General features: G+C 71.0%; 20 protein-coding genes, 1 tRNA gene and 1 pseudogene. 6 read left to right on the top strand and 16 right to left on the bottom strand.

What is annotated here, in order from left to right:
• Window positions 1-2: 2 nt before the first annotated feature.
• From BMY97_RS12405 to BMY97_RS12385, 5 genes and pseudogenes are all read right to left on the bottom strand, one after another.
• Window positions 3-773 (bottom strand): hypothetical protein, encoded by a 771-nt coding sequence (locus BMY97_RS12405; protein WP_091616916.1) that lies wholly within the window; start codon window positions 771-773, stop codon window positions 3-5.
• Complete coding sequence (locus tag BMY97_RS12400; RefSeq protein WP_143086186.1) at window positions 770-1,393, bottom strand: hypothetical protein; 624 nt, start codon at window positions 1,391-1,393, stop codon at window positions 770-772. The genes BMY97_RS12405 and BMY97_RS12400 overlap by 4 nt, the downstream gene beginning before the upstream one ends.
• Window positions 1,394-1,417: 24 nt before the next feature.
• Window positions 1,418-1,954 carry a hypothetical protein gene (locus BMY97_RS12395; protein WP_091616914.1) on the bottom strand — a complete coding sequence of 179 codons (537 nt, stop codon included), beginning with the start codon at window positions 1,952-1,954 and terminating at the stop codon, window positions 1,418-1,420.
• Window positions 1,955-1,978: 24 nt separating this feature from the next.
• Entirely contained in the window at window positions 1,979-3,307 is a 1,329-nt protein-coding gene (locus tag BMY97_RS12390) for a cytochrome P450 (protein ID WP_091616913.1), read from the bottom strand.
• A 15-nt stretch (window positions 3,308-3,322) separates the two neighbouring features.
• Window positions 3,323-5,197, bottom strand: a pseudogene (locus tag BMY97_RS12385) (peroxidase family protein).
• 237 nt (window positions 5,198-5,434) lie between these two features.
• Here BMY97_RS12385 and BMY97_RS12380 point away from each other — a divergent pair.
• The gene (locus BMY97_RS12380; protein WP_091616912.1) at window positions 5,435-6,085 is read left to right on the top strand and encodes a hypothetical protein; all 651 of its coding nucleotides are present in this window, start codon (window positions 5,435-5,437) and stop codon (window positions 6,083-6,085) included.
• On the opposite strand, the gene BMY97_RS12375 is transcribed toward BMY97_RS12380, so the two are convergent.
• Both BMY97_RS12375 and BMY97_RS12370 read right to left on the bottom strand, forming a co-directional pair.
• On the bottom strand, window positions 6,058-6,969 hold the full coding sequence (locus BMY97_RS12375; protein WP_091616911.1) for an AraC family transcriptional regulator: 912 nt from the start codon (window positions 6,967-6,969) through the stop codon (window positions 6,058-6,060). The genes BMY97_RS12380 and BMY97_RS12375 overlap by 28 nt on opposite strands.
• A 108-nt stretch (window positions 6,970-7,077) precedes the next feature.
• Window positions 7,078-7,839 carry a response regulator transcription factor gene (locus BMY97_RS12370; protein WP_091616910.1) on the bottom strand — a complete coding sequence of 254 codons (762 nt, stop codon included), beginning with the start codon at window positions 7,837-7,839 and terminating at the stop codon, window positions 7,078-7,080.
• A 254-nt stretch (window positions 7,840-8,093) separates the two neighbouring features.
• Between BMY97_RS12370 and BMY97_RS12365 the strand changes: the two genes are divergently transcribed.
• Window positions 8,094-9,068, top strand: a complete 975-nt coding sequence (locus BMY97_RS12365; RefSeq protein WP_091616909.1) for a helix-turn-helix transcriptional regulator — start codon at window positions 8,094-8,096, stop codon at window positions 9,066-9,068.
• A gap of 13 nt (window positions 9,069-9,081) precedes the next feature.
• Here BMY97_RS12365 and BMY97_RS46990 read toward each other — a convergent pair whose 3' ends face one another.
• Together BMY97_RS46990 and BMY97_RS12360 are read right to left on the bottom strand one after the other, a co-directional pair.
• Window positions 9,082-9,240, bottom strand: coding sequence for a hypothetical protein (locus BMY97_RS46990; RefSeq protein ID WP_177231296.1), 159 nt, complete (start codon window positions 9,238-9,240; stop codon window positions 9,082-9,084).
• A gap of 178 nt (window positions 9,241-9,418) precedes the next feature.
• Entirely contained in the window at window positions 9,419-10,402 is a 984-nt protein-coding gene (locus tag BMY97_RS12360) for a helix-turn-helix transcriptional regulator (RefSeq protein WP_091616908.1), read from the bottom strand.
• Between the two features lie 113 nt (window positions 10,403-10,515).
• Between BMY97_RS12360 and BMY97_RS12355 the strand changes: the two genes are divergently transcribed.
• The gene (locus tag BMY97_RS12355) at window positions 10,516-10,974 is read left to right on the top strand and encodes a VOC family protein (RefSeq protein ID WP_091616907.1); all 459 of its coding nucleotides are present in this window, start codon (window positions 10,516-10,518) and stop codon (window positions 10,972-10,974) included.
• Window positions 10,975-11,040: 66 nt separating this feature from the next.
• A complete protein-coding gene (locus BMY97_RS12350) occupies window positions 11,041-12,123 on the top strand; it encodes an aldo/keto reductase (protein WP_091616906.1) in 1,083 nt (360 codons plus the stop codon).
• A gap of 360 nt (window positions 12,124-12,483) precedes the next feature.
• Here BMY97_RS12350 and BMY97_RS12345 read toward each other — a convergent pair whose 3' ends face one another.
• The 7 genes from BMY97_RS12345 to BMY97_RS12315 form a co-directional block, all read right to left on the bottom strand.
• Window positions 12,484-12,960 carry a (2Fe-2S)-binding protein gene (locus tag BMY97_RS12345; RefSeq protein WP_091616905.1) on the bottom strand — a complete coding sequence of 159 codons (477 nt, stop codon included), beginning with the start codon at window positions 12,958-12,960 and terminating at the stop codon, window positions 12,484-12,486.
• A gap of 10 nt (window positions 12,961-12,970) precedes the next feature.
• Entirely contained in the window at window positions 12,971-15,304 is a 2,334-nt protein-coding gene (locus BMY97_RS12340) for a molybdopterin cofactor-binding domain-containing protein (protein WP_091616904.1), read from the bottom strand.
• Window positions 15,305-15,457: 153 nt separating this feature from the next.
• A complete protein-coding gene (locus tag BMY97_RS12335; RefSeq protein WP_091616903.1) occupies window positions 15,458-16,666 on the bottom strand; it encodes a PucR family transcriptional regulator in 1,209 nt (402 codons plus the stop codon).
• A 177-nt stretch (window positions 16,667-16,843) separates the two neighbouring features.
• Complete coding sequence (locus BMY97_RS12330; RefSeq protein WP_091616902.1) at window positions 16,844-17,191, bottom strand: hypothetical protein; 348 nt, start codon at window positions 17,189-17,191, stop codon at window positions 16,844-16,846.
• Window positions 17,170-18,426: an eCIS core domain-containing protein gene (locus BMY97_RS12325; RefSeq protein ID WP_177231295.1), complete on the bottom strand. Its 1,257-nt coding sequence runs from the start codon at window positions 18,424-18,426 to the stop codon at window positions 17,170-17,172. The genes BMY97_RS12330 and BMY97_RS12325 overlap by 22 nt, the downstream gene beginning before the upstream one ends.
• Window positions 18,427-18,624: 198 nt before the next feature.
• A tRNA-Leu gene (locus BMY97_RS12320) sits at window positions 18,625-18,698 on the bottom strand.
• 100 nt (window positions 18,699-18,798) lie between these two features.
• Window positions 18,799-19,392 carry a TetR/AcrR family transcriptional regulator gene (locus tag BMY97_RS12315; RefSeq protein WP_091616900.1) on the bottom strand — a complete coding sequence of 198 codons (594 nt, stop codon included), beginning with the start codon at window positions 19,390-19,392 and terminating at the stop codon, window positions 18,799-18,801.
• A gap of 164 nt (window positions 19,393-19,556) precedes the next feature.
• Here BMY97_RS12315 and BMY97_RS12310 point away from each other — a divergent pair, with 164 nt between their 5' ends.
• Both BMY97_RS12310 and BMY97_RS12305 read left to right on the top strand, forming a co-directional pair.
• Window positions 19,557-20,744 carry an acyl-CoA dehydrogenase family protein gene (locus tag BMY97_RS12310; RefSeq protein ID WP_091616899.1) on the top strand — a complete coding sequence of 396 codons (1,188 nt, stop codon included), beginning with the start codon at window positions 19,557-19,559 and terminating at the stop codon, window positions 20,742-20,744.
• Window positions 20,745-20,804: 60 nt separating this feature from the next.
• Entirely contained in the window at window positions 20,805-21,563 is a 759-nt protein-coding gene (locus BMY97_RS12305; RefSeq protein ID WP_091617102.1) for a DeoR/GlpR family DNA-binding transcription regulator, read from the top strand.
• Window position 21,564: the final 1 nt, after the last annotated feature.

Below are 21,564 nucleotides of genomic sequence, written 5' to 3'. Positions count from 1 at the left end.
CGTCAGCCGGATGCGGCCGAGGATGAGCCGGACCCGCTTGCCGGAGACGGCGGTGCCTCGGACGACGTCTCCGTCGGGACCGGTGGGGCGGTGGTCTCGGCGGCTCCTGGCGGAGCGGCGCTTTCCGCTGTCGGCGCGGAGGTGGCGGCCCCCGTGGGGGCACCGGCGGCGCCAGATCGCGGAGCCGGGCTCGGCGGCGGTGGCGTGTTCGGGTTGTTCGGCGTGTCCGCCCCGTTGTAGCCGGGAAGACCCCAGATCGGGATGACCGCGGGCGGTACTTCCCTGACCACGCCCGGTTTCGTCGGCGTACAGCCCACGACGTGGGAATTGCTCACCCAGTTGCCCAGCGTGGCTTGCACGAACAGGTACTCCAGCCGTGGATCGGCGCCTCCCCGGGGCAACGGCCGGTTCACAACCGGACCGGCCAAGGTGACCACGGTCGCGATCGGGTGGTAGTTCCCGTCCGGGTGATTCCCTTTGCCGACCATTCGGATCTGGTAGGTCACGCCCGGCTGCGGCGGGGCGAAGGTGATGCGCGCATCGGTTCCGAGGCAGCTGCCGCCGGTGTCGGTCCAGATGAGACCGTCCGGACGGATCAGCGTGCCGGCCCGGCCGCTCGCGGTGCCGGACCCGGTCAGGCCGTAGGAGGCCGCGGCCGTCGGAGACGAAGCCACGCTCAATGCCAGCGCGGACAACGTCGCGAGCACACCGGGCAGCAGCGCCTTCCGGCCGGCCGGGCCTCCCACCGCCTTGACGTTCCGGCCGCCGTTCATCGCCGCGCCCCCTGCGCGCGACGACGCCGGGCTCCGGACAGCCGCGCCGTGATCCCGGCGAGCAGCAAGGCCAGCGCGACCCCGGCCAGCATGGCGAGCGAGACCCCGGTGAACGCCAGTTTCCCTTGGCCAGGGCCGCCGTTGCTCGCCGGCGCGCCGACCGGCCCCGAGCCCTCCTGGCCCGTCGGTGGCACCGCGCTCGCCCCCCGGTCATCCTCGACGCCCTCGGCCCGGGCCTCGACGACAAACGTCACGCCGAGACACGCGTCGGTCGCCGCCGCGGACAGGGTCAGCGCCCCCGGCACGGCGAAGGAAGCCCGGCCCGACGCCGGCACGAAAAGCCCGCCGGCCGGCTGTCGGTCGTGGGTGGCGAGCAGGCCGGCCGGGCAGCCCACCGGGTTCGAGGAGGACTTCACCCGGTCGAAGGACAGTGACACCAGCCGCACGCCGAACCCGTTGGGATTGATCACGGTGAACTGCGCGGAGCCGGTCCGCCCGGGCAGGAGGTCCGCCACCGGCTCGCTCACCGCGTTCAGCGTGACCGGTTCCGCGGCCGCCGCGACGCCGCCCACCATCAGGACCACGGGTATCGCGCTCACCAGAAGCATCGGTCGTCTCATGCCCGCTCGCACCCCGCCGGCTCGCTATCCCGCTGCCGTCACGGCATCGATGGCGGTGACCTTCACGACCACCTTCGCGCCCTGACAGCCGTTGCCCGCATCGGCCGACAAGCTGATGGCGCCGGGGATGGAGCCGGTCTGCGCGGTCGAATTCGCCGGGACGGTGAGCGGCTTGGCGAGGGTGATGGGCCCGGTGGGCACACTGAAGTTCTCCGGACCGCAGGTCTGCCCGGCGACCGGCTCCACGGTCAGCCCGCCGAGGCTGATCTTGTTCACCTGCACGGCGAACCCGTTCGCGTTCGCCACGGTGAAGGACGCGGCGCCGGTGCCGCCGGGCAGCAGGTCGCCCTGAGGATCGGCGACCTGGGTGAACACGAGGGCCTTCAGGTCACCCGCGCCCAGCGCCCGGCCGGACGCGTCGCCGCCGCCCTGGATCGTGAACGCCGCGAGGGCGCCGCCGGTCAGGGCCATCGCCCCGACGGCGACCCCGATCCCGGCCATGACGGTCTTGAATCTCCGGCCGTGCTTCGGCGCGGCCACCTCTGCGGAATTGTTCTCCATGATCAGTCGATCCTTTCTTCGGAGTCATGCGATCTGTTTCACCGGCTCCATCGCGAAGCACAGCAGAAAATGGTTCAGCGTGACGGGCATCGGACCGCCCTCGACGAGACTCGATCGCGCCTGTTCGACGAATCGGCAACCGGTCAGCAGCTCCGCCAGAATGGCTTTGGCCAGGAATACCGCGAGGTCACGTCCAGGGCAGCCCTGCCGCCCGTTGCCGAACTGGTTGAACCGGTAGTCGATGCCGGTCTGGCGCAACGGCACGAACGCGTCCGGGTCCGGGACCGACACCGGATCCCGGTGATTGAACGAGTTCACCACCAGCACCGGCGTTCCCGCGGGAATCGGCACCCCGCCGAGAGTGGTCGCCGCGGTGGCCCGCCGGCCGAACATCGGCGTCGTCGGCCAGAGCCGCATACTCTCGTGCAGACAGGATTCCAGGTGCTTCAGTCCATCCACATCGGACGCCGTCGTGAGTGGGGCCGACCGGAGTTCGCCGCGCACCTGCCGCTCGAGCGCGGGCTGGCCGCTGATCGCCGCCAGCGTCCGGAACACGTTGGCGGCCAGCGTGCCCGACATCGCGAACACCCAATGCGTCACCTGGGTGAGCGCGCTGACCTCCTCCGGAGCCGGCGGCAGCCGGGAAACCAGGCTGCCCGGTTCCGCGGCCCGGACGTAGTGCGCCACGCGCCGGTAGAACGGATCGAAGTGCCTCGACTTCCGGAGCCCGTTCACCTGGTTCGCCTCGGCCATCATCGCGTGCAGCGCCGCGGTGAGCGCCCCGTCGTCCCGGGCCCGGGAGCCGAAGATCACCTGGCGCGCAATGCGTTCCACGGTTTCCTCGAACCGGCCCCAGTCGAGCAGGTACGCCCTCGCCCCCTCCTTCATCACCGCGATCTCGCGCCGCACCACGGAAAAGAACTGCGGCGCCAGCGGATGGACACGGCTCCCCGGCGAGAGCGCCGCATCGGCGAACGCCCGGCGCACACGCCACTTCTCGCCGTGGGAAATCGTCAGGGCGCCGGGCTGGAAGTGGCTCATCCCCCGCAGTTTCACCGCCGGGTCCGACGCGAAGTCGTCCCCGGACCGGTCGAGCACCTCCCGCAGCAACGGCTCGCCGAAGACGAGCAGCGTCCGGTCGCCGAGCACCCGCGCCCACAGCGCGTCGCCGGGGTGAGCCGCCCGCAGTTCCGCCAGCAGCCGAGCCGCGAGCACCTCGGTACCCAGGCTGTCGAAGGCCTTCACCAGGTTGTCGCGCTGGCTGAACAACCCGGCCAGAGTGTTCGGCGCGATCTGAAGAGCCGTGAACACCACTCTCTCCGGCAGGCTCAGCTCGGGGAACTCGCGGACCATGGGCGGCACCCTCCATCAGGGAAACTTCGGCTGCGGGGCGAACAGCGGCGGCTCCCGGGTGTCGTCGAGCGGCGCCCGCGCGACGGTCTTGAGCAGGTTCAACGCCTTGACCCCGGCCTTCAGCCGGTCCGGGACCAGGCCGCCTCCCCCCTCGTCCGAGGACACCGGCCACGGGGCGAAGGGCAGTTCCACGTGCTCCAGCGCGGTCGCCAGCTCCGGGTGGTGGCGCAGCAGGATCTCCTTCATCGTGGTCTTCCGCACCCAGTCGAACCCGGTTTTCGTGTACACCTCCGGGGTGAAGTGCGAGGTGAAGAACCGATCGCTCTGCAGCCGGCGCGACGCCATCAGGATGAAGATCCGGAACGCCGTGTCGGAGAACCCGAAGCCCAGCGGCGGTTCTTCCGCGTACATCCCGACCATCGTGTCCACCAGGTCGACGTCACCCTTGTACAGCCGGTCGATCTCGGCCGCCCACTTCCGGTTCGGGGTCAGCTCGGCGAACGTCTTCGCCCGGGGCATGCCCAGCGCCTCGCGCAGGTCGTTGTAGCGGGGCACGCCGCGCTCGCGGTCACGGGTGATGTCCAAAGTGGCCAGATCGGTCAGCTGGCCGTCGATCCGGTGCAGCCGGCGCAGGGCGTTCGGGTAGTTGTGCAGGCAGACGCGCCCGGCGTTGGCCAGCCCGAACGAGTAGTACAGATCGGCCATGGAGTACTTGTCCATGAACGCCCGGGTGGCCGCGCCCTGGATGTCGGTGAACGAGGCCTTTTCCACCAGGCGGCCGCTTTCGAGGTCGAAGAACGACCAGTCGTCGGGGATCAGCGGGTGCATCCGGTAGACCGAGACGAACTCCTCGGTCAGGGAGAACGGCACCCCGTGGTGGCTCGGCGGGGAGCCGACGATGCCGCTCACCACGTCCCGGTCGCTGAACCGCCCGAGCGTCCGGCCGACGGTCTCCCCGGCCAGGCCCCACCAGTTGGCCCGCATGCCGACCTGCAGCGCCGGGTGCCGCAGCACCGTGGGCGTCCATTCGACGGTGTGGATCTTGGCGATCAGCGCCGCGTTCGTCAGCCAGGCGACCTCGAACAGCCGCTGGTCGCCGAATTCCGGATGCTCCTTCTTGATCGCGTCGCAGATCGCGTTGTGCTCACGGGAGAACAACGTGTGCAGCATCGCGACCCCGGTCCACCAGTTCTCGGTCATCCCGGTGAGGTCCACGCCGGGCAGCTCGTCGTGCGGCAGGAGCCGGGCGTCGTCCTGGACCCTGATCTTGCCGTCGACGTAGCTGCGGATGCTCTTCTGCTTCGCCGCACCGGTGCCGTAGAGCTGCGAAGCGTCTCACCAATGCGTTTCCTCGTTGACGTACGCCGGCGCGCGGTCGGTCTTCGTGTGGGAGCAGGGATGGCGCGGGGTCCGCCGGATCCGCATCGGCCGCTCGGGCCAGTCGTCCTGTTCGGACAGCGGGATCTCGATGCAGTCGGCCGGGTCGCCGGTGCCGTGGAAGAACCAGTTGTGGTTCTCGAACTGCAGCCAGGCGGCGGCCAGCGCGTTGATGATGTGCGCGGGCTTGAACGTGTCCCTGGCCAGCAGCAGGTTGCTGATGTCACGGGGGTTCGGGTCCATCATGATCCGGGTGTCCGGCCGGGTCAGGTGCGGCGGCACGTTCCGGCCGAACGGTGTGCCGGCGCTGCCCATTTCCGGGTCCGACAGGTCGTTCCACCGGCCGTCCGGGGTCCTGGCGCGCAGGGCTTCCTCCGGTGGCTCGACCGGCTCGGCCGGGGCGGCGGGGTTCGCCTCGAGCGGGACCTCGTACAGATTCTCCTCCCGGAGCTTCCGCCGGATCCTGATCAAGGTGCCCAGGTGCAGCGGCAACGCGGCCAATTGCGCGGGCATCGGCATCTTCGGCGCCGGAAGCTGGTGCCATTGCCGCCCGCCCAGCCGATTCGGCACCCGGCGCTTTCCCTGATCCACCATCCGGCCCACATCCTCACATCTTCGGTGATGTCCGCCCCGGAATCGGTCCGTCTCGGGTTCGGGAAAGCGAACCGTACCCCGGATCACCGGCCACAATCGCCGTTCTCCCCTTCGTGAGGTATTCCGAAATGCACCCCGGCCGAGTCCACTGTTCCCATGGAAGACTTACGCACGGCCGGCGATTCCGCGGCCGCCACCGTGGCGCGGCGGCTCCTCGGGATCAGGGAACTGGCCGCCACGGCACGGGAGCCGGCGGCCGCGCGGGCCTGGGACTGGTGCCGAGAGCTCTCGGCCAAAGCCGCCACGAACCGCGCGGCGGCCGACGGGGAACTCAACGAACTGTTCCGGCACGGGGACCCGCCCGACGGATTGCGTGGCTCCACCGAGGGAATCCTGGTCACCACCACGACGAATCCGTTGCTGGACAACGCCGTGCGCCTGCTGACCGGGATGTGGATGCCCTGGCAGGGCAAACGCTTCGGGGCGACCGGCGGCGTGAACCGGATGCCCCGCACGGCGAAACTGCCCGCGAAACTGCTCTGGCCGCTGTACTCCATGACCGACGGCACCGACGGCGTGCTGGCTTTCGATTTCAGCGCTTACCCCGATCGGGGGAAAAACGATCCCGACCTCAGCGTCCTGGCCATCGATTACGCCAATTCGGGCAACCCGCGGCTGGTGATCCGGGATATCCGCGACGAGCTCGTCCAGCTGGTGCCCGGCGCGTATCTGGGCAAGATCCTCTACCGGCTGCCCGGCGACCGGTTCATGAAAGTCGGCTATTTCGCGCTGCGCTCGCCGAGCTGAATGACCGCATTCCGGCGGAAGGACAGCGGCGACTCGCCGGTCGCTTCGCGGAACAGGTGGGAGAAATGCTGCGCGCTGCGGATGCCGACCGACTCGGCGATCTGCCTGATGCTCTGGTCCCGATACGCCGGATCGGCGAGCAGCGCCTTCGCCTTGTCGATCCTCGCCCGCCGGATGAAGCGCGCGACGCCGGCACCGTCGAACAGCTGGTACAGCCGGCGCCGGGAGACCGCGTGCGCGGCGGCGACCGAGCCGACGCAGAGCCGGGGGTCGGTGAGGTTCCGCCGGATGTACCGCTCGATGTGCTCCCGCCGCGCCGTCCCGGGACCCGCGTCGGGCCCGGTGGCGTGGATCGAGCGGAGGATCAGCTCGGCCAGCCCGCTCAGATAGTGGTCGAGGCCGGCCACATCGACCGCCGGCTGCCCGTCCCCGTCGAGCCCGGCGGTGATCGGCATGATGTTCTCGATCAGCTGGCGCGCCTGCGGGCTCAGCGCGTACGGCCGGTAGAGGACCCGATCGACGGTCGCGGGCGGTAGCTGGATCAGCGATCCGCCGACCCGGATGACGTGCCACCGGCAGGCGCCCTCCTGGATCACCGTGAACGGCACCTCCGACGAGCCCGCGAACAGGTGGCCCGCCGGGACGTCGATCCGGCGCCCCTGGGTGAGCACGGTGGTCCGCGCCTGATCGAACACGGCGAGGAAGATCGATTTGCCGCCCCCGCCGATCTGCCAGGTGCCGCGGAGCAGATCGTGGGCGCCGGTCCCGATCGCGGTTTCCGCGCCCGCCCGGATCTCGAGGCGCACAGTGGTCGGCGCGTCGCGGAAAACGTGCTCGATCTCGACGTCGCCGAGCAGCCGCCGCAGCGCCTGGCAGACTTCCATCCCGGTTTCTCCTCGCCTCGCCTGCGCCCAGTGTCGGGGCGGCGGGCGGCGGGCGGGAACCCGCCGGGACGAATCGGCAAAAAGGGCGAACGGACAGGCAAGCCGGGGCTATCCGCGAATCGGGAAATCCGCTCTCGACGGCCGCGGGAAAAGCACCGGGGCCGGAAAGGTTTCGGGGGAAAGGATGCGCAGCCGGAAACCGCGCGAAACGGCGTCGGCGCGGCTCTGCGCCCCGAGCTTGCGCATCGTCGCCTTCGCGTGGGTGCGCACCGTCTCCACCGAGATGAACAGGAGGTCCGCGATCTGCCGGTTCTGCAGGCCCTCCGCCATCAGGTGCAGCACCTGGACCTCGCGGCCGGTGAGCAGCCGGCGGACCGGGCGGGCCACGGCGCCGTGGCCGTCCGGCGGCCGCAGCGAAGACGGCAGATGGGGGCGGCCCCGCATGGCCAGGCGCAGGCCGTCCAGCAGCTGATCGACCGCGGACGAGGCGTCGAACGCCGCGAAAGCGCCGGTCTCGAAGGCGAGCGAGGCCCGCTCGCGGACCCGCTCCCCGGGCTTGAGCAGCACCGCGACCCGGCTGTCATGGCGGCTTTCCGCGAACAGCCGCACGAAACCGAAATGCGGATCGGCCTCCTCGTGCACCCAGACGAACGCGGGCCGCAGCAGCCGGTCCAGCTGGAGCCCGGCGTCCATGGTGGCGGCCGCGTGCACGACGGCGTCGCCGCCCGACTGCTCCAGCAGCCGGGTCATGCCCTCGCGGACGAACAGCGACGGGCAGACGACCAGGACCCGGCCGGAACCGGCGGCGGCCCGGGCGTTCGCCCGCAACGGGAAATCGGCCGCGGGTTCCCGAATTTCGACCTGCGTCATATTTTCGTCCCTTCCTGCGAGTGCGGGACCGGCAACGGGAAACGGTTCCTGGTGACCTCGGATGGCCGCCCACTGTATGGCAGAACGGCACGAGCCCGGTGGTTCGGCTGTACCGGTTTTTGCCGAAGCGTGCATTTTCCCGGTCACCCGGGAGAGGGATGAGCCGTTAACGCTTGTTTGACTTCCGGACCGGTGAGTCCCAGAATCACGCCTATCCCACCTGAATACACCGGGCGGCCCGCGGAGGTGACGGCGTGTCCCAGCCGGACAGTCCCCTCCGCCCCCTGATCCAGCGGCACACCCTCGGCTGGACCCCCGGCGGCATCGCCTGGACGCAGTTCCAGCACGAGCTGGACAAGATCGACACCACTTCGGTGGCGCTGGCCAGCCCGCAGCAGGCGGACCACCACGCGGATGTGGGCGTCGTCCGGATCGACGAGTTCGCGATCGCGCACGGCGAACTGCCCTCGGTCCGGGTGCTGAAGGAGGAGCTGGGCGAGACCGCGGCCCTGTACTTGCGCGAAGGCACGCCGTGGACTGTCCGCAACGGACGGTCGGATTTCACCCACCACCACGGCGAACTGGTGGTCGGCGGAGCCGGCACGCACGAGGCGCTCAGCCGCGAGCGCGGCCGGACGACCGGGCTCTGGGTGCCGCTGGACCGGCTCACCGTTCCGTACCGCGAGCTCAGGCCGATGCTGATGCAGTCCGTTCCGCTGGATCCCTCGCTCCGCCGGCTGCTCTCGGTTTCGGCGACGGAGCTCGCGCGGTCCGGCGAAGCGGAGGCGGTGGGGACCATGCACTACCTGAGCGGACTGGCCGATCTGGTGCTGCGGTCGCTGCTCGGCCGCGACCCGGACCACGCGCTGACCCGCGACGCCCGGCGCGAGCAGATCATGGAATACCTCGACAACCGCTTGTCCGACACCGGCCTCACCGTGGACGAGGTCGCCGGGGCGCACCACATCTCCCGGACCAGGCTCTACGAGATCTTCGGCGGCGAGGGCGTCGCGAGCTACCTCCGCGGCGCCCGGCTCGACCGCGCCAGGGCCATGCTGCTCGACGCCCGGCGCGCGCACGAAACGATCGGAAGCATCAGCCGTCAAGCCGGATTCGCGAACCAGTCCCACTTCACCCGGGCGTTCACCAAGGAATTCGGCGCCAGCCCGGGAGATTTCCGTTCCGCGGCAAGGGAAATCCGGCGCCACCGGGAGGAGCATCCGGGGTGAGCGCGCCGATCCGTCAGCGGTCCGGGCGCGGTGCACGGCCCTCGTCCGCCGGAGGTTCCCGCTCGTCGATCTCCGCCAGCAGCTCATCGAGCTTGCGGCCCGCCGCCCGGAACCTGGTCACGGCGAACACCGCCGCCGTCGCGAGGATGACCGGCACCACCACACTCCACACAGCGGACTCCGTTTCGCAGGCCCAGCGGCGCGAACAGGGCGAGAACGCGGCCCCGGCACGCGGGACACGGCCTCCGGGACCGCAGATCCACCCACCTGAGCACGTTGGCCATTCTCGCCCGGACGAACGGCCGCGGCTGCCGTCGCTGTGCACAAACGTTGCCGCTGCGTGCAAACTCCTATCCGGCCCGCGCGGCGCGGGCAGCGCGACGGGACAGCTCGGCGAACGCCGACCGCAACTCCGGCGGGGAGACCACTTCGATCTCGGTGTCGAAGCGGGCCAGCGCCGCCGCGAGCGCGGCCCAGGACCAGGACCCGGACGTCAGCCTGGTCCGGTCGGCGCCGAATTCCTCGACGACACCGTCACCGGCGAACGGCGCCACCTCGGCCACGGGCAGGTCGAGGATCACCTCGCCGCGGCAGGGCCAGGCGTCGGCGCCCTCGGAGCCCTTGAACCGGGCCGACAGGAAGGCGGCCACGTCGCCGCCCGGCACTTCACGGGGGGCGAACCGTGGCCCGGTCGGGAAACGCGGTGTCATCCGGTCGGCCCGGTAGGTCCGCCAGTCTTCGCGGTCGGGGTCCCAGCCGACGACGTACCAGCGACCGGCCCGCACCACGAGGTGGTGCGGCTGCACCCGGCGGGGCGGCCCGGCCTGCTCGGGGCGGCCCGGCGAACGGTAATCGAACCGCAGCTCCTCCCCGGCGCGGACCGCGGCGCTGAGTGTCAGCAAGACCGCGGTGTCGACTTGGGGATCGGCGCCGTGCGCGGCCGCGCTGATCTCGAGTGCGTCGACGCGGTGCCGCAACCGCGAGGGCAGCACCTGCCGCACCGTGGCCAGCGCCCGCGCGGCGGCCTCCTCGATGCCCGCGCCCGTCCCGACGGCGATCCGCAGCGCCACGGCCAGCGCGACCGCCTGCTCCTCGTCGAACAGCAGTGGCGGCATTTGGCTGCCCGCTTCCAGGCGGTAGCCGCCGTCGGGGCCCTTGACCGCCTGGACCGGGTAACCCAGCTCGCGCAGCCGGTCGACGTCGCGTCGCACGGTCCGCTCGCTGACGCCCAGCCGCTCGGCGAGCAGGCCGCCCGGCCAGTCGCGGCGGGCCTGCAGCATGGACAGCAGGGACAGCAGCCGGCTGGAGGTCGTCGTCGAGGAGGCGATGGGCATGTTTTCACCCTGCCACAAGTAGCGGACGTTCTCTGACCTGTACCGCTGACATCGTGGTTCTTGTCGCCGGAAGCCTCCGGCACCAGGAATCACTCGTGAAGGACCGAAAACCCATGTCGCTCAACGCTGTCGCCCACCTGAACTTCCACGGCGAGGCCCGCGAAGCCCTGGAGTTCTACCAGTCGGTCTTCGGCGGCCAGCTCACCGTCGCCACGTACGCCGACTTCGGCATGCCCGCCGAGCTGCCCGGCGCCACGAACGTCGTGTTCGGCCAGGTCGTCGCCGGCAACGGCTTCCGGGTCATGGCCTACGACGTGCCCGGCGAGCACGCGCCGGCGGCCCCGGGCGTGCCGAGCACCCGTCGTGAAAACGGCACCACGATCACCAAGGAGCCGTTCTTCCTGTCCGTCAGCGGCGAGAGCATCGAGGAGGTCACCCCGCTGTGGGAGGGCCTGGCCAAGGGCGCGACCGTGATCGAGGCGTTCGGCCCGGCCCAGTGGGCGCCCGCCTTCGGCATGCTCGCCGACCGCTTCGGCGTCACCTGGATCGTCAACGTCCCGGCCGCGTACTGACCCCTACCCCGAGGAGTGCGGCCGCTCCCCCGGCCGCACTCCCGCACCGCACAGGAGAAGCACCGCATGCAGACCCGCCCGCTCGGCCGGACCGGCATCCAGGTCAGCGCCTACGCCCTGGGCACGATGATGTTCGGCCCGTACGGCAATCCCGATCCCGACGACTGCGTGCGCCTCGTCCACCGCGCCCTCGACGGCGGCATCAACCTCATCGACACCGCCGACGTCTACGGCGGCGACGGCGAGTCCGAGAAGATCGTCGGCAAAGCCTTGCGCGGCCGGCGCGACGACGTCGTGCTGGCCACGAAGTTCAACGGCCCCATGGGATCCGGCGCGAATCAGCGCGGCAGCTCCCGCCGGTGGATCGTGTCCGCCGTCGAAGGTTCGCTGCGCCGCCTGGGTGTCGACCACATCGACCTCTACCAGGCCCACCACCCCGAACCCGGCACGGACGTCGAGGAAACCCTGAGCGCGCTGACCGAGCTGCTGCGCGCGGGCAAGGTACGCGCGATCGGCCACTCCAACCTGCCGGCCTCGGACATCGTGGAAGCCCAATGGGTGGCCGAACGGCGCGGCTTGGCCCGTTTCCGCTCCGAACAGCCGCACTACTCGATCCTCAACCGCGGCGTCGAACGCGAAATCCTGCCGGTCTGCGAACGCCACGGCCTGGGCGTCCTGGTGTGGAGCCCGCTGGCGATGGGCCTGCTCGCCGGCCGCCTCCGCAAGGACAGCGCGGAAACCCCGTCACCCGGCCGCCTCCACTGGGCGCGGCAGCACCTGACCGACACCCGCAAACTCGACGCCGTCGAAGCCCTCGCCCAGCTTGCTTCCCAAGCAGGCCTTTCGCTGCCCCACCTCGCCTTGGCGTTCGTGACCGCCCATCCGGCCGTCACCGCCGCCATCATCGGCCCCCGCACGCCTGCACAACTCGAGGACCTGCTCGCCGGCGCCGACACCGTCCTCGGCACCGACCTGCTCGACCGCCTGGACGAAATCGTCCCACCGGGTGTCGACCTCGGACCGATCGACGTGGCTTACGTCCCACCGGCGCTCGCCCAGCCGTCACTTCGCCGGCGGACCGCTGGAACTCGGGCAGGGCACTCATCCCGTCTTGGCAGGGGCGACGGATTCAAAACCCGTCCAGTGTGAGTTCGAATCTCACCGACGAGCTGCGCGGGCATCGAATCTATCCGTAGACGGCATCGCCGCCTCCGACGAGCGGGTGTGGTCAAGCCGCCTCGTGCGTTCTTCTCGAGGGTCTATGGGCCGATGACCAACTGGTCCAGCGCGACGCCGGCCAACTCGTCGATTCCCTCGACGAGTTAGCCGAACTTCTCCGCGACGGCTAGCGCAGCCTGTCAAGACTGCGGATGGCCATGGACGTGTTCAGCACCGGGCAGGGCCGTTCAGGATCTCACCCATGAGGACGGACATTGCGTGCCAGGGGCTGTGATGCGTGTTTCGCCGGCGGAGTCTTCAGGACCGGCGGCCGGACGAGGTGCCCCCCGCCTACATGTTCGCGGCCCCCGCCTGGATCGCCTCCCGGATCCGGGCGTACGTGCCGCACCGGCAGATGTTGCGGATCTCGTCCAGGTCGGCGTCGGTGATGGCGTGGCCCGCGGCGGTGGCCTGCTTGACCTTCGCGACCGCGGCCATGATCTGGCCCGGCTGGCAGTAACCGCACTGGGCGACGTCCACCTTCAGCCACGCCTCCTGCATGGGGTGCAGGTCCTTCCCGACGGTCGCGGGCAGGCCTTCGATCGTGGTGATCTCGTCGGTGTCCTTGATGTCGGCGACCCGCACCGAGCAGGGGTTGAACGCCTTCCCGTTGATGTGGCTGGTGCACGCCTTGCAGACGTCGAGGCCACAGCCGTACTTGGGCCCGGTGATGCCGAGCAGGTCGCGCAGGACCCAGAGGAGCCGGAGGTCGTCGTCGGCGTCGACGGTGACCTGCCGGCCGTTGACCTTGAAGGTGTGTTGCGGCACGGCTGGCTCCTCAGAAGGCGTGGTCGAGGCCGTCGGTGGGCGACGGCGGCGTGGACGGCTGCAGCGGCAACGGCTCGAAACTGAGCGTGCCGTGGTTGATCGGGAACGAGGTCGGCATCTTTCCCACGGCCCGGCCGTAGGCACACGCGACCGCGGCGAACGACGGCGCGACCGCGAGCTCGCCGGCGCCGCTCGGGCTGGACGAGGTGTTGGGCATGACGATGACCTGCATCTCCGGCGGGGTGTTCCACTCCCGGGTGTAGAAGTACTCGTCCCAGCTGCCTTCCAGCGGGATGCCGTCCTTGATGTGCACGCTCGAGGTCAGGCACATCGCGATGCCGTCGTTGAGCCCGCCGATCATCTGCGCTTCCAGCCCACGCGGGTTGATCGCGAAGCCGGGGTCGACGACGACGATCGCCTTCGTCACCCGCGGGCCGGTGACCGCGTCGGGGACCTTGCGGTTCACGGTCTCGGGCCGGCAGTCGATCTCGACCAGCACCGCGATCGCACCGCGGTACTCGGAGTGCAGCGCGATGCCCTGGGCGGTGCCGGCGGGCATGGCCCGGCCCCAGTTCCCGGCCTGCGCGGCCTTGTCGAGGACCGCGCGCAGCCGGGCGTCCTTGAGGAACTCCCGGCGGAACGCGAGCGGGTCCTTGCCGAACTTCTTCGCCAGCTGGTCGACGACGAGCTCTTCGGCGGTCACCACGTTCGGCGAGTAGATGTTGCGCATGCTGCCGGTGTTGAACTTCAGCGGGATCTCGTTGAGCAGCTGGGTGGTCACGCCGAAGTTGTACGGCGAGGACTGGCTCAGCAGGAAGATCGACTCCGCGAAGCTGAGGTTCCCGGCGATCGGCAGCCGGGAGGCGAACGCCGTCAGCATCTCGCCGAGCCCGTGGCTGAACTCGGTCTCCACGCTGGTGTGCCGCTGCTCGAAGCTGATCACGTTGCCCAGCAGGTAGGTCGCCCGCACCCGCGACACGCACATCGGGTGGATGCGGCCCTGCCGGAAGTCGTCGGTGCGCGACCACATCAGCTTGACCGGCTTGCCCATCTTCTGCGACGCCTCGGCCGCTTCGGCGGCGGCGTCGTGGAACAGGTGCCGGCCGAACGAGCCGCCGCCCTGGGTCACGTGCACCTTCACCGCGTCCTGCGGCAGGCCCAGCTGCTTGGCGATGTCCTCCTGCGCGACGATCGGCACCTTCAGGCACGACCAGATCTCCGCGCTGTCCGGCCGCACGTCGGCGATCGCCGAGCCGGTCTCCAGCGGGCTGTTGCTCGCCGCCGCGAAGGTGAACTCCGCGTCGAGGTACTGGTCGAGCAGTCCGGGCACGGCCATCGGCAGCTGCGCGGCCTTGAGCTTCCCGAGCACGGTCGCGTCCGACTCGCCGTCCACCGTGCCGGGGCCCCAAGTGACCTTCAGCGCCCGGATCGCGTCGATGCACTGGCCGAAGGTACGGCCGCGCACCGCGACCCCGTGCGAGATGGCGACGACGTCGGTGATCCCGGACATCGCCTTGACCTGCGCCGCGTTGGCGATCGCCCGCGGCGTCCCGTTGATCGTCGGCGGTCGCGCGACCATGGTCGGCAGGGCGTTCGGGACAGCGACGTCGAGGGTGAACTGCTTGCGACCGGTGACCGCGGCGTGCGCGTCGAGCCGGTTCTGCGGCGTGCCGAGGACCTTGAACTCCGAGGGCGACTTCAAGGTGGCGACCACGCTGACCGTCTTGCCGGACGCGGCGGCCTTCGACAGCGAGCCGTACCCCGCCTGCCGGCCGCTGGAGTCCCGGACCGTCCCGGCGGACGTGGTCAGCTGCGACACCGGAACGCCCCACTGCGCCGCCGCCGCGGCGAGCAGCCGCTGCCGGGCGATCGACGAGGCGGTGCGGACCGGGGTGTAGATGCTGCGCATCGAGTTCGACCCGCCGGTGAGCTGGTTCATCAGCAGCTCGGGCCGGGCGTCGGCGAGGGTGACGTCGATCTGGTCCAGTGGCAGGTCGAGCTCCTCGGCGATCATCATCGCGACCGCGGTGGTCATCCCCTGCCCGACCTCGGCGCGTGGGACGGCGAAGGACGCGCGGCCGTCGGTGCCGACCTGGACGGTGATCAGGCCCGAGGTCGGCAGGGCGGCGAGATTCTGCAGGTCGCCGAGGTCGAAGATGTCTTCCGGCTGCGGCAGTGAGGGGATCGCCGCCTCGGCCCGGCCGGGCGCGAGTTCGGCGGCGCCCACCTGCGCGGCGACGGCGAGCGTCGGGGCGGCGAGCACGAAGCCTAGGAAGCGGCGGCGGCCGAGGGTGCGCGATTCGGGCTCGTCCGGTGGCTGCGCGGCGGGGACGTGGTGGGCCATGAGCGGCTGGTTTCCTCTCGAACGGCGGTGTCGGAGAAGTGCGGGGCTGAACGCCGCCGGCCGGAGTGTTACACAGGTCACGCCGCCGAAAGAATGCCCTGGCTGCCTACGTTTGGCCTAGTGCCGTTGTGCACGGTGCACAGTCAGTGCCGGTCAGGGCACGCGCGGTGGCGGGAGGAACGGCAGGGCGCGCACGATCAGCCCCAGCTCCAGCGTCAGTTCCCCGCCGGTGAGCCGCTGCTCGATCAGTCCTTCGATGCGGTGGATCCGGTTGAGCACGGTGTTGCGGTGGCAGTGCAGCAGTTGCGCCGAGCGCGTCGCCGAACCGCCGGTGCCCACCCAGGTCGCGAGGGTTTCCAGCAGGAAGCCGCGTTCGTGCCCGCCCAGGTCCAGCAGGCCGCGCAAGTGGGTCTGCAGCAGGGAATCGGTCAATTCCGGCGAGCTGAGCAGCAAGGCCTCGGGAAGGCGTTCGGCCAGGCACACGACCTCGGTCCGGCCCGGCGGCACGGTCCGCATCGCCAGGACCGATTGGCGGTAGGCGGTGTGCACGGCGGCCAGCCCGTCGACGGCCAGCGACACCCCGGCCGCGGAGCTCAGCACGGACCCCACCGCGGCGGCGGCCTTGGCGACGTCGCGGCCGGGCAGCGAAACCAAGCCGACGAGCACGTCGGCCCGCAGCTGCCAGGCCGACGCCGCGCCGGCCTTCTCGAGCGCGGCACCCAGCGGTTCGACACAGTCGGCACCGCCGGGACCCGCGGCCGTCACGACGACGTAGGGCCCGGAGACCGGCAGCCGGAGAGTGCGGCCGGCCTCGTAGGCGAACCCGGCGTCGACGGCCCGCCCCTGCAGCAGCCCTTCCCACAACGACGCGCGCCGCTGCTCGTCCGCGCGCACCAGGCTGCGCTCGGCCGCGTGGTAGGCCTGGGCGACCTGGGCCGAGATCGCGTCGACGACCTCCCACACCCGGGTCGCGAGGTCGAGCATGGCCTCGTTGTTGACCTCTCTGGCCGCCCGCGCCTGCTCGGTCAGCGCTTGCCAGACCAGGCGCCCGCCGATGCGGAAGGACCGCAGCACATCGTCGAGGGGCAGCTGCTGCTCGGCCCGGCGCCGTCCGGTCGCGCGCGCCGCGTCGTAGAAGTCCTCGGCGTCGCCGGCATGGCCGACGAGCTGGAGCACGCGCCGGAGGTTGTCGTGGCACGAATGCCACAAATCGTCCCGCGGCACGACGTCGACCAGGCTGTAACCGGGATTCTGGTCGCCGATCACGGAGACCAGGACATCGGTCAGCTGGTCGAGCCGGTCCAGCACGCTCACCGCGAGCGACCGCGCCGTGTCGCCGCCATCCGGTCGCAGTTCAGCCATCCGCACCCACCATCGTCACCCGCGCAGGGATTCGGAGCCGAGGGCCGTGCGGATCGGCCCGAATCACCCGAGGTGGCTGTCAGCCTATGTCCCCTGCGGGATTTTACGGCACTCCGGCCCGGCCTGTCCGATGTGGACTGACGGGCCGGGGAGCCGAGCGGACGGCCCCCTGCCGCGTCACCGGGCACCCGGGCGGAAGTCCACCCCCTCCTTGTTGAGCCCGTGCTTGACGACGAAGCTCTCCACCCGGTCGCCGCTGGGCCAGATGGACCCGAGTTCGCGCAGGCTCTCCAGGTACTGCTGGTTCTGCGGCGCGTCGGTGACCACCAGGTTGCCCGGTGACTTGGTGGCCCACGGGTTGTCGGTCTCGCGGATGCGGTGTTCGAGGTTGAGCGGCTCGTAGCCGACCGTGCCGGTGCTCTTGTCCCTGATCCGCACCTTCAGCGCGCCGCGCCCGTCGTCGACGGCGTCACCCATCCTGATCAGCCGCTGCGCGATGTCGTTCAGCTGCTTGTCCTGCCGCAACCGCTGGTTGACCGGCCGCGCAGGTCCGTGTACTGCTGCTTGCCCAGTGGACGGGCCTCGTCCAGAATCGCCTCCGCGCGCCGGCGCTGGCCCGGATTCAGCGTGGACGCGTTGCCGACCTCGTTCATCAACGCCTGGAAATCGGCACCCAGCCGGGCCAGCCGCGCTCGGTTGGGCGTCCGGCGCGGGCTCTTGGTCAGCTCGGTCACGATGCCCGGGATCTTGGCATTCGCGAGTTGTTCGTACTCGCCGAGCAGGCGCGGGCTCGACACGGCGAGCTCGCGGGCCTGCGGGACCTCGGTCGCGCCCGGGATCGGCCGCGGGCCGGGTTCCGGGCCGAGCGCCCGCGCCAGCCGCCTGCCCGCGGCGGAGCGCGGAGTGGGCGCGGCCCGGTGCTCGATCTGCACCTCGCCCATCCTCGGCGTGATCGTGTCCAGGTGCGTGGCGCCCAGGATGCTGATGAAGTTCCCCATGATCATCAGGTTGGTCCGCTCGTTCGCCTGCGCCTGCCGTTCGTCCAGCTCACGCGCGGTGCCGCGTTCGTAGGTGCCGACGAAACCCATCATGTCCGGCGACTCCCGCTGGATGACGCGCCCCACGATCTCGTCCCCGGGGCGGCCCGGCTCCACGTGCGGCATGGCCGCGATCGCCGGGTCCTCCCGTTCCGCGGCCGGCGTGAACCCCTTGCCGAGCAGGTAGGCGCCGAGCCGGTCGTCGCTGACCGGGCCGAGACCGAGTTTGAGGATGAAGTCGTCCTTGGACGTCGACTGGCCGAACAGCTCGAGGATCTGCTGCCTGGTCAGGCTCTCGGGGTCGGTCTGGCGCCGGATCACGCCCGCGGTGTCCACCAGGCCGGCCTGCAGCTCGGCCGCCGCGTGCGGCTCGCCGACGCGCAGCGGACGACCCGGCGGGCTCGCGGGCTGCTGGCGCACGTGGGTGAGTTCGTGCCGGAGCAGCCGGTTCCCCTCGGCGGTACCCGGCGCGTACCGCCCGGCGCCGAACACGATGTCCTGGCCGAGCGTGTACGCGGTCGCGCCGATGGCCCGCGCGGAACTCGCGGCCCGATCACCGGTGTGCACCCGTACCCGGCTGAAGTCCCAGCGCAGGTCGGCTTCGGCGTGAGCCTGGATCGCCCGGTCCAGCGGGCGTCCCGGCTCGCGCAGCACCTCCGGCACGATGTCCGGCACGGACACCCGGGCCGGTGTCGGTTCGGTCGCGGGACGGGCATGCTCCATGTCCCGCATACCACCGCCCGAGCGTCACCACACCGTCACCGACGGGTCCGCTGACCTGCCAGTCCATTTCGGACAGTTCGCCACATCGGGCGGGAGGCGGTTTCCGACTCGGGGCAGTCTCGGCGGATACGATCCGCGAGCCAGGCCGTCACGATGTCCGATCGGCGCCCATCCCGTTCGAAACGGGGCGAGGTGGCGTGCCCCCGGTGAGATTCGAACTCACACTGGACGGGTTTTGAATCCGTTGCCTCTGCCAGTTGGGCTACGGGGGCGTGGCTGCCGGAAACTCTACGCGATCACCCCGGCCACGCGGGCGCCGGGGTCGGGCTTCCGGGTGGTGGGGGGAAGCGTTGTGCGGCACCGCCTTGGGCGTCAGGTGAAGGCCTTCACCATCAGGTCGGCCACCTGGTCGAGGTACTCCGGGGTGACCGGTTCGCGCCGGGCGTGCAGGCGCCAGAAGACCGGCGCGGCGAACACGTCCAGGGCCAGTTCGCGGTCGATGTCCGGGGGGATTTCGCCGCGGGCGACGGCGCGGTCCAGGACCTCCATGCCCAGTGCGCGGCGTGGGGCGGCGATGTCGTCGGTGAGGCCGCGGGCGAGTGATTCGTTGGTGCGGGCGACGCCGAGCAGGTCGGTGAAGATCGGGCCGATGCGCGGGTCGCCCAACCAGTCCAGTACCGCGTCGAGGACTGCGCGCAGGTCGCCGCGAAACGAGCCGGTGTCGGGGATCGCCGCCGGCGGCACGCCCAGTTCCGCGAACGTGCTGACGGTCATCTCCAGCTTCGACGGCCAGCGCCGGTACAGCGCGCTCTTGCCGACGCCGGCGCGGCGCGCGACGGCGTCCATCGACAGGGACTGGTAGCCCTTCTCGGCCAGCTCGTCCAGGACGGCCTCGACGATGGAATCCGTCAGGTCCTGCCGAAGGACGGCGGCGCCCGTGGGCGTTCGGCGCTTGATTTCCGGCATGGGCGGCGATGTTAGCACTGGACAGGACCGTATCGTCCCGCCTAGGGTCGTCGGGACGATACGGTCCCGGCCCGTTCTCGCGCCGGGCACCGGAACCCTTGACACCGCACCGAATCCGAGCCGTGGGTCTTCGACGACCGCGGCGAGATCCGTGAGGAGAGCCGATGACCGACGGACTGCCCCAGACCGGCCGCGAGGTCGTGGACCGGGCGCGCGAACTGCGGCCGCGGCTGGCGAAGGACGCCGCGCGCATCGACGCCGAGGGCGCCGACCCCACGGAGAACATGCGCCTGCTCGGCGAGGCCGGGCTGCACCGGATCAGCGTGCCGGCCGAGTTCGGCGGGCTGTGGGACGGCGGCCCGTACGGCGGCTGGCGCGAGACCGTCGAGGCGATCACGGAGATCGCCGCGGCCGACGGCTCCACCGGCCAGTGCTGGGCCACCACGGCCTTGGTCGCGCGCGAGCTGTACGGCTCGGACCTCGACGCCGGGACCAAACGGCAGCTGGCCGGCGAGCTGATGCACGAAGGACGCCGGCTCGTCGCGTCGAACGCCGAGACCGGCGGCACCGGCCCGGTGACCGGGCGCCGGGTGGACGGCGGCCTGGTCGTCAGCGGCACCAAGACGTTCAACACCGACAGCGGGGGCGGCGGCCGCGACCTGGCCTGCGTCAGCTTCGCGCTGGCCGGCCCGGACGGCGCGAGCGCCCGCCACCACGCGCTGATCCGGCTCGACGATCCCGCGCTCGAGGCCCGCGGCGACTGGGACAACATGGGCCAGCGCGGCACTTTCAGCCAGACCATCGTCTACCGCGACGTGTTCGTGCCCGACGGCTGGCACTTCGCTTCGCACGAGCCGGACCCGTACTTCCTGTGCGCGGTGATGCTCCTGCACGCGGCGATCCTGCAGGGCATCGGCGAAGGCGCGTTCGAGGCGGCCGTCGGCTATCTGCGCGAGCTGGACCGGCCGAGCATGCCGAGGTTCGGGTCGGCGGCCGCCGACCCGCTGATCCACCGGCAGCTCGGCGAGATGTCGAGCGAGCTGGCCGCCGGACGCGCGCTGATGGTGGCCACCGCCGCCGAGCTGGAAGACCCGCCCGTGGACGCCGGGGAGATGGGCATCCGCGGGTTCCGCTCGAAGGTCGCCAGCACCCGCGCGGGCCTCGACGTTTCCTCGCGCCTGCACGACCTCACCGGCGCGCGCAGCACGTCCAACCGCTACCGGTTCGACCGGTTCTGGCGCAACGCCAGGACGTTCGGCTCGCACGACTCGCTCGACGTGAAGAACGCCCTCATCGGCGACTACGAGCTGGCCGGCAAGTTCCCGATCCTTTCGGACTACGTGAAGTTCTGAGGTGGGCGTTAGCACACCAGGAGTGTGCGAACGACCATCGTGGCGTGCGAGTATGAACGCATGAGAAGTGCTGAACGCCGGCAGGTCATCGTCGAGCGGCTGCGGGGATCCGTGCAGGTCGCGGTGGCCGATCTGGCGCAGGCGACCGGCGCGTCGGAGATGACCGTGCGGCGGGATCTCGACGTGCTGGCCGCGCACGGCGTGCTGCGGCGGGTGCACGGCGGCGCCGTCCCGGTGGTGCCGACGGGGGTGGAGCCGCCGTTCGACGCGCGGCTGGCGACCGGCGCCGACACCAAGCAGTCGATCGCCGCGCTGGTGGCGTCGATGATCTCCGACGGCGAAACCGTGCTCCTCGACAGCGGCACCACGGCGTTGGAGGTCGCGAAGTGGCTGCGCGACCGGCCGGTGACGGTGATGCCGCTTTCGCTGCACGCCGCGCTCGCGCTCGTCGACGCGCCGAGTGTCCGCATCCTGCTGCCCGGCGGCGAACCGCGCCCCGGCGAGCTGGCGCTGGCCGGCCCGCTGGCGCTGGCGTCGATGCGGTCGCTGCGGTTCGACGTGGCGGTGCTGGGTGCGTGCGCCTTCAGCCTCGACGCGGGCCTGACCGCGTTCGACCTCAGCGACGCCGAGGTGAAACAGCAGGCGCTCGCCATCTCGCGCCGGTCGATCCTCGCGGCGGACGGCTCGAAATGGGGCCACGCCGCGCTCGCCCACGTGTGCGCCGCGGACGACCTCGGCGCCATCGTCACCGACGAGTCGGCTCCCGAAGACCAGCGGCGCGAGCTGGCGGGGCTCGGCGTGCACGTGTACGTCGCCTGAG

This window comes from Amycolatopsis saalfeldensis (genome assembly GCF_900110575.1).
GTDB lineage: Bacteria > Actinomycetota > Actinomycetes > Mycobacteriales > Pseudonocardiaceae > Amycolatopsis > Amycolatopsis saalfeldensis.
Note: the sequence above shows the minus strand (reverse complement) of the source record. Positions and strands in the feature narration are given on the sequence as shown.

Coding starts and splice junctions, on each gene's coding strand:
- BMY97_RS12405 (WP_091616916.1), bottom strand. CDS start 773: ATGAACGGCGGCCGGAACGTCAAGGCGGTGGGAGGCCCGGCCGGCCGG.
- BMY97_RS12400 (WP_143086186.1), bottom strand. CDS start 1,393: ATGAGACGACCGATGCTTCTGGTGAGCGCGATACCCGTGGTCCTGATG.
- BMY97_RS12395 (WP_091616914.1), bottom strand. CDS start 1,954: ATGGAGAACAATTCCGCAGAGGTGGCCGCGCCGAAGCACGGCCGGAGA.
- BMY97_RS12390 (WP_091616913.1), bottom strand. CDS start 3,307: ATGGTCCGCGAGTTCCCCGAGCTGAGCCTGCCGGAGAGAGTGGTGTTC.
- BMY97_RS12380 (WP_091616912.1), top strand. CDS start 5,435: ATGGAAGACTTACGCACGGCCGGCGATTCCGCGGCCGCCACCGTGGCG.
- BMY97_RS12375 (WP_091616911.1), bottom strand. CDS start 6,969: ATGGAAGTCTGCCAGGCGCTGCGGCGGCTGCTCGGCGACGTCGAGATC.
- BMY97_RS12370 (WP_091616910.1), bottom strand. CDS start 7,839: ATGACGCAGGTCGAAATTCGGGAACCCGCGGCCGATTTCCCGTTGCGG.
- BMY97_RS12360 (WP_091616908.1), bottom strand. CDS start 10,402: ATGCCCATCGCCTCCTCGACGACGACCTCCAGCCGGCTGCTGTCCCTG.
- BMY97_RS12355 (WP_091616907.1), top strand. CDS start 10,516: ATGTCGCTCAACGCTGTCGCCCACCTGAACTTCCACGGCGAGGCCCGC.
- BMY97_RS12350 (WP_091616906.1), top strand. CDS start 11,041: ATGCAGACCCGCCCGCTCGGCCGGACCGGCATCCAGGTCAGCGCCTAC.
- BMY97_RS12340 (WP_091616904.1), bottom strand. CDS start 15,304: ATGGCCCACCACGTCCCCGCCGCGCAGCCACCGGACGAGCCCGAATCG.
- BMY97_RS12335 (WP_091616903.1), bottom strand. CDS start 16,666: ATGGCTGAACTGCGACCGGATGGCGGCGACACGGCGCGGTCGCTCGCG.
- BMY97_RS12325 (WP_177231295.1), bottom strand. CDS start 18,426: ATGGAGCATGCCCGTCCCGCGACCGAACCGACACCGGCCCGGGTGTCC.
- BMY97_RS12315 (WP_091616900.1), bottom strand. CDS start 19,392: ATGCCGGAAATCAAGCGCCGAACGCCCACGGGCGCCGCCGTCCTTCGG.
- BMY97_RS12310 (WP_091616899.1), top strand. CDS start 19,557: ATGACCGACGGACTGCCCCAGACCGGCCGCGAGGTCGTGGACCGGGCG.
- BMY97_RS12305 (WP_091617102.1), top strand. CDS start 20,805: ATGAGAAGTGCTGAACGCCGGCAGGTCATCGTCGAGCGGCTGCGGGGA.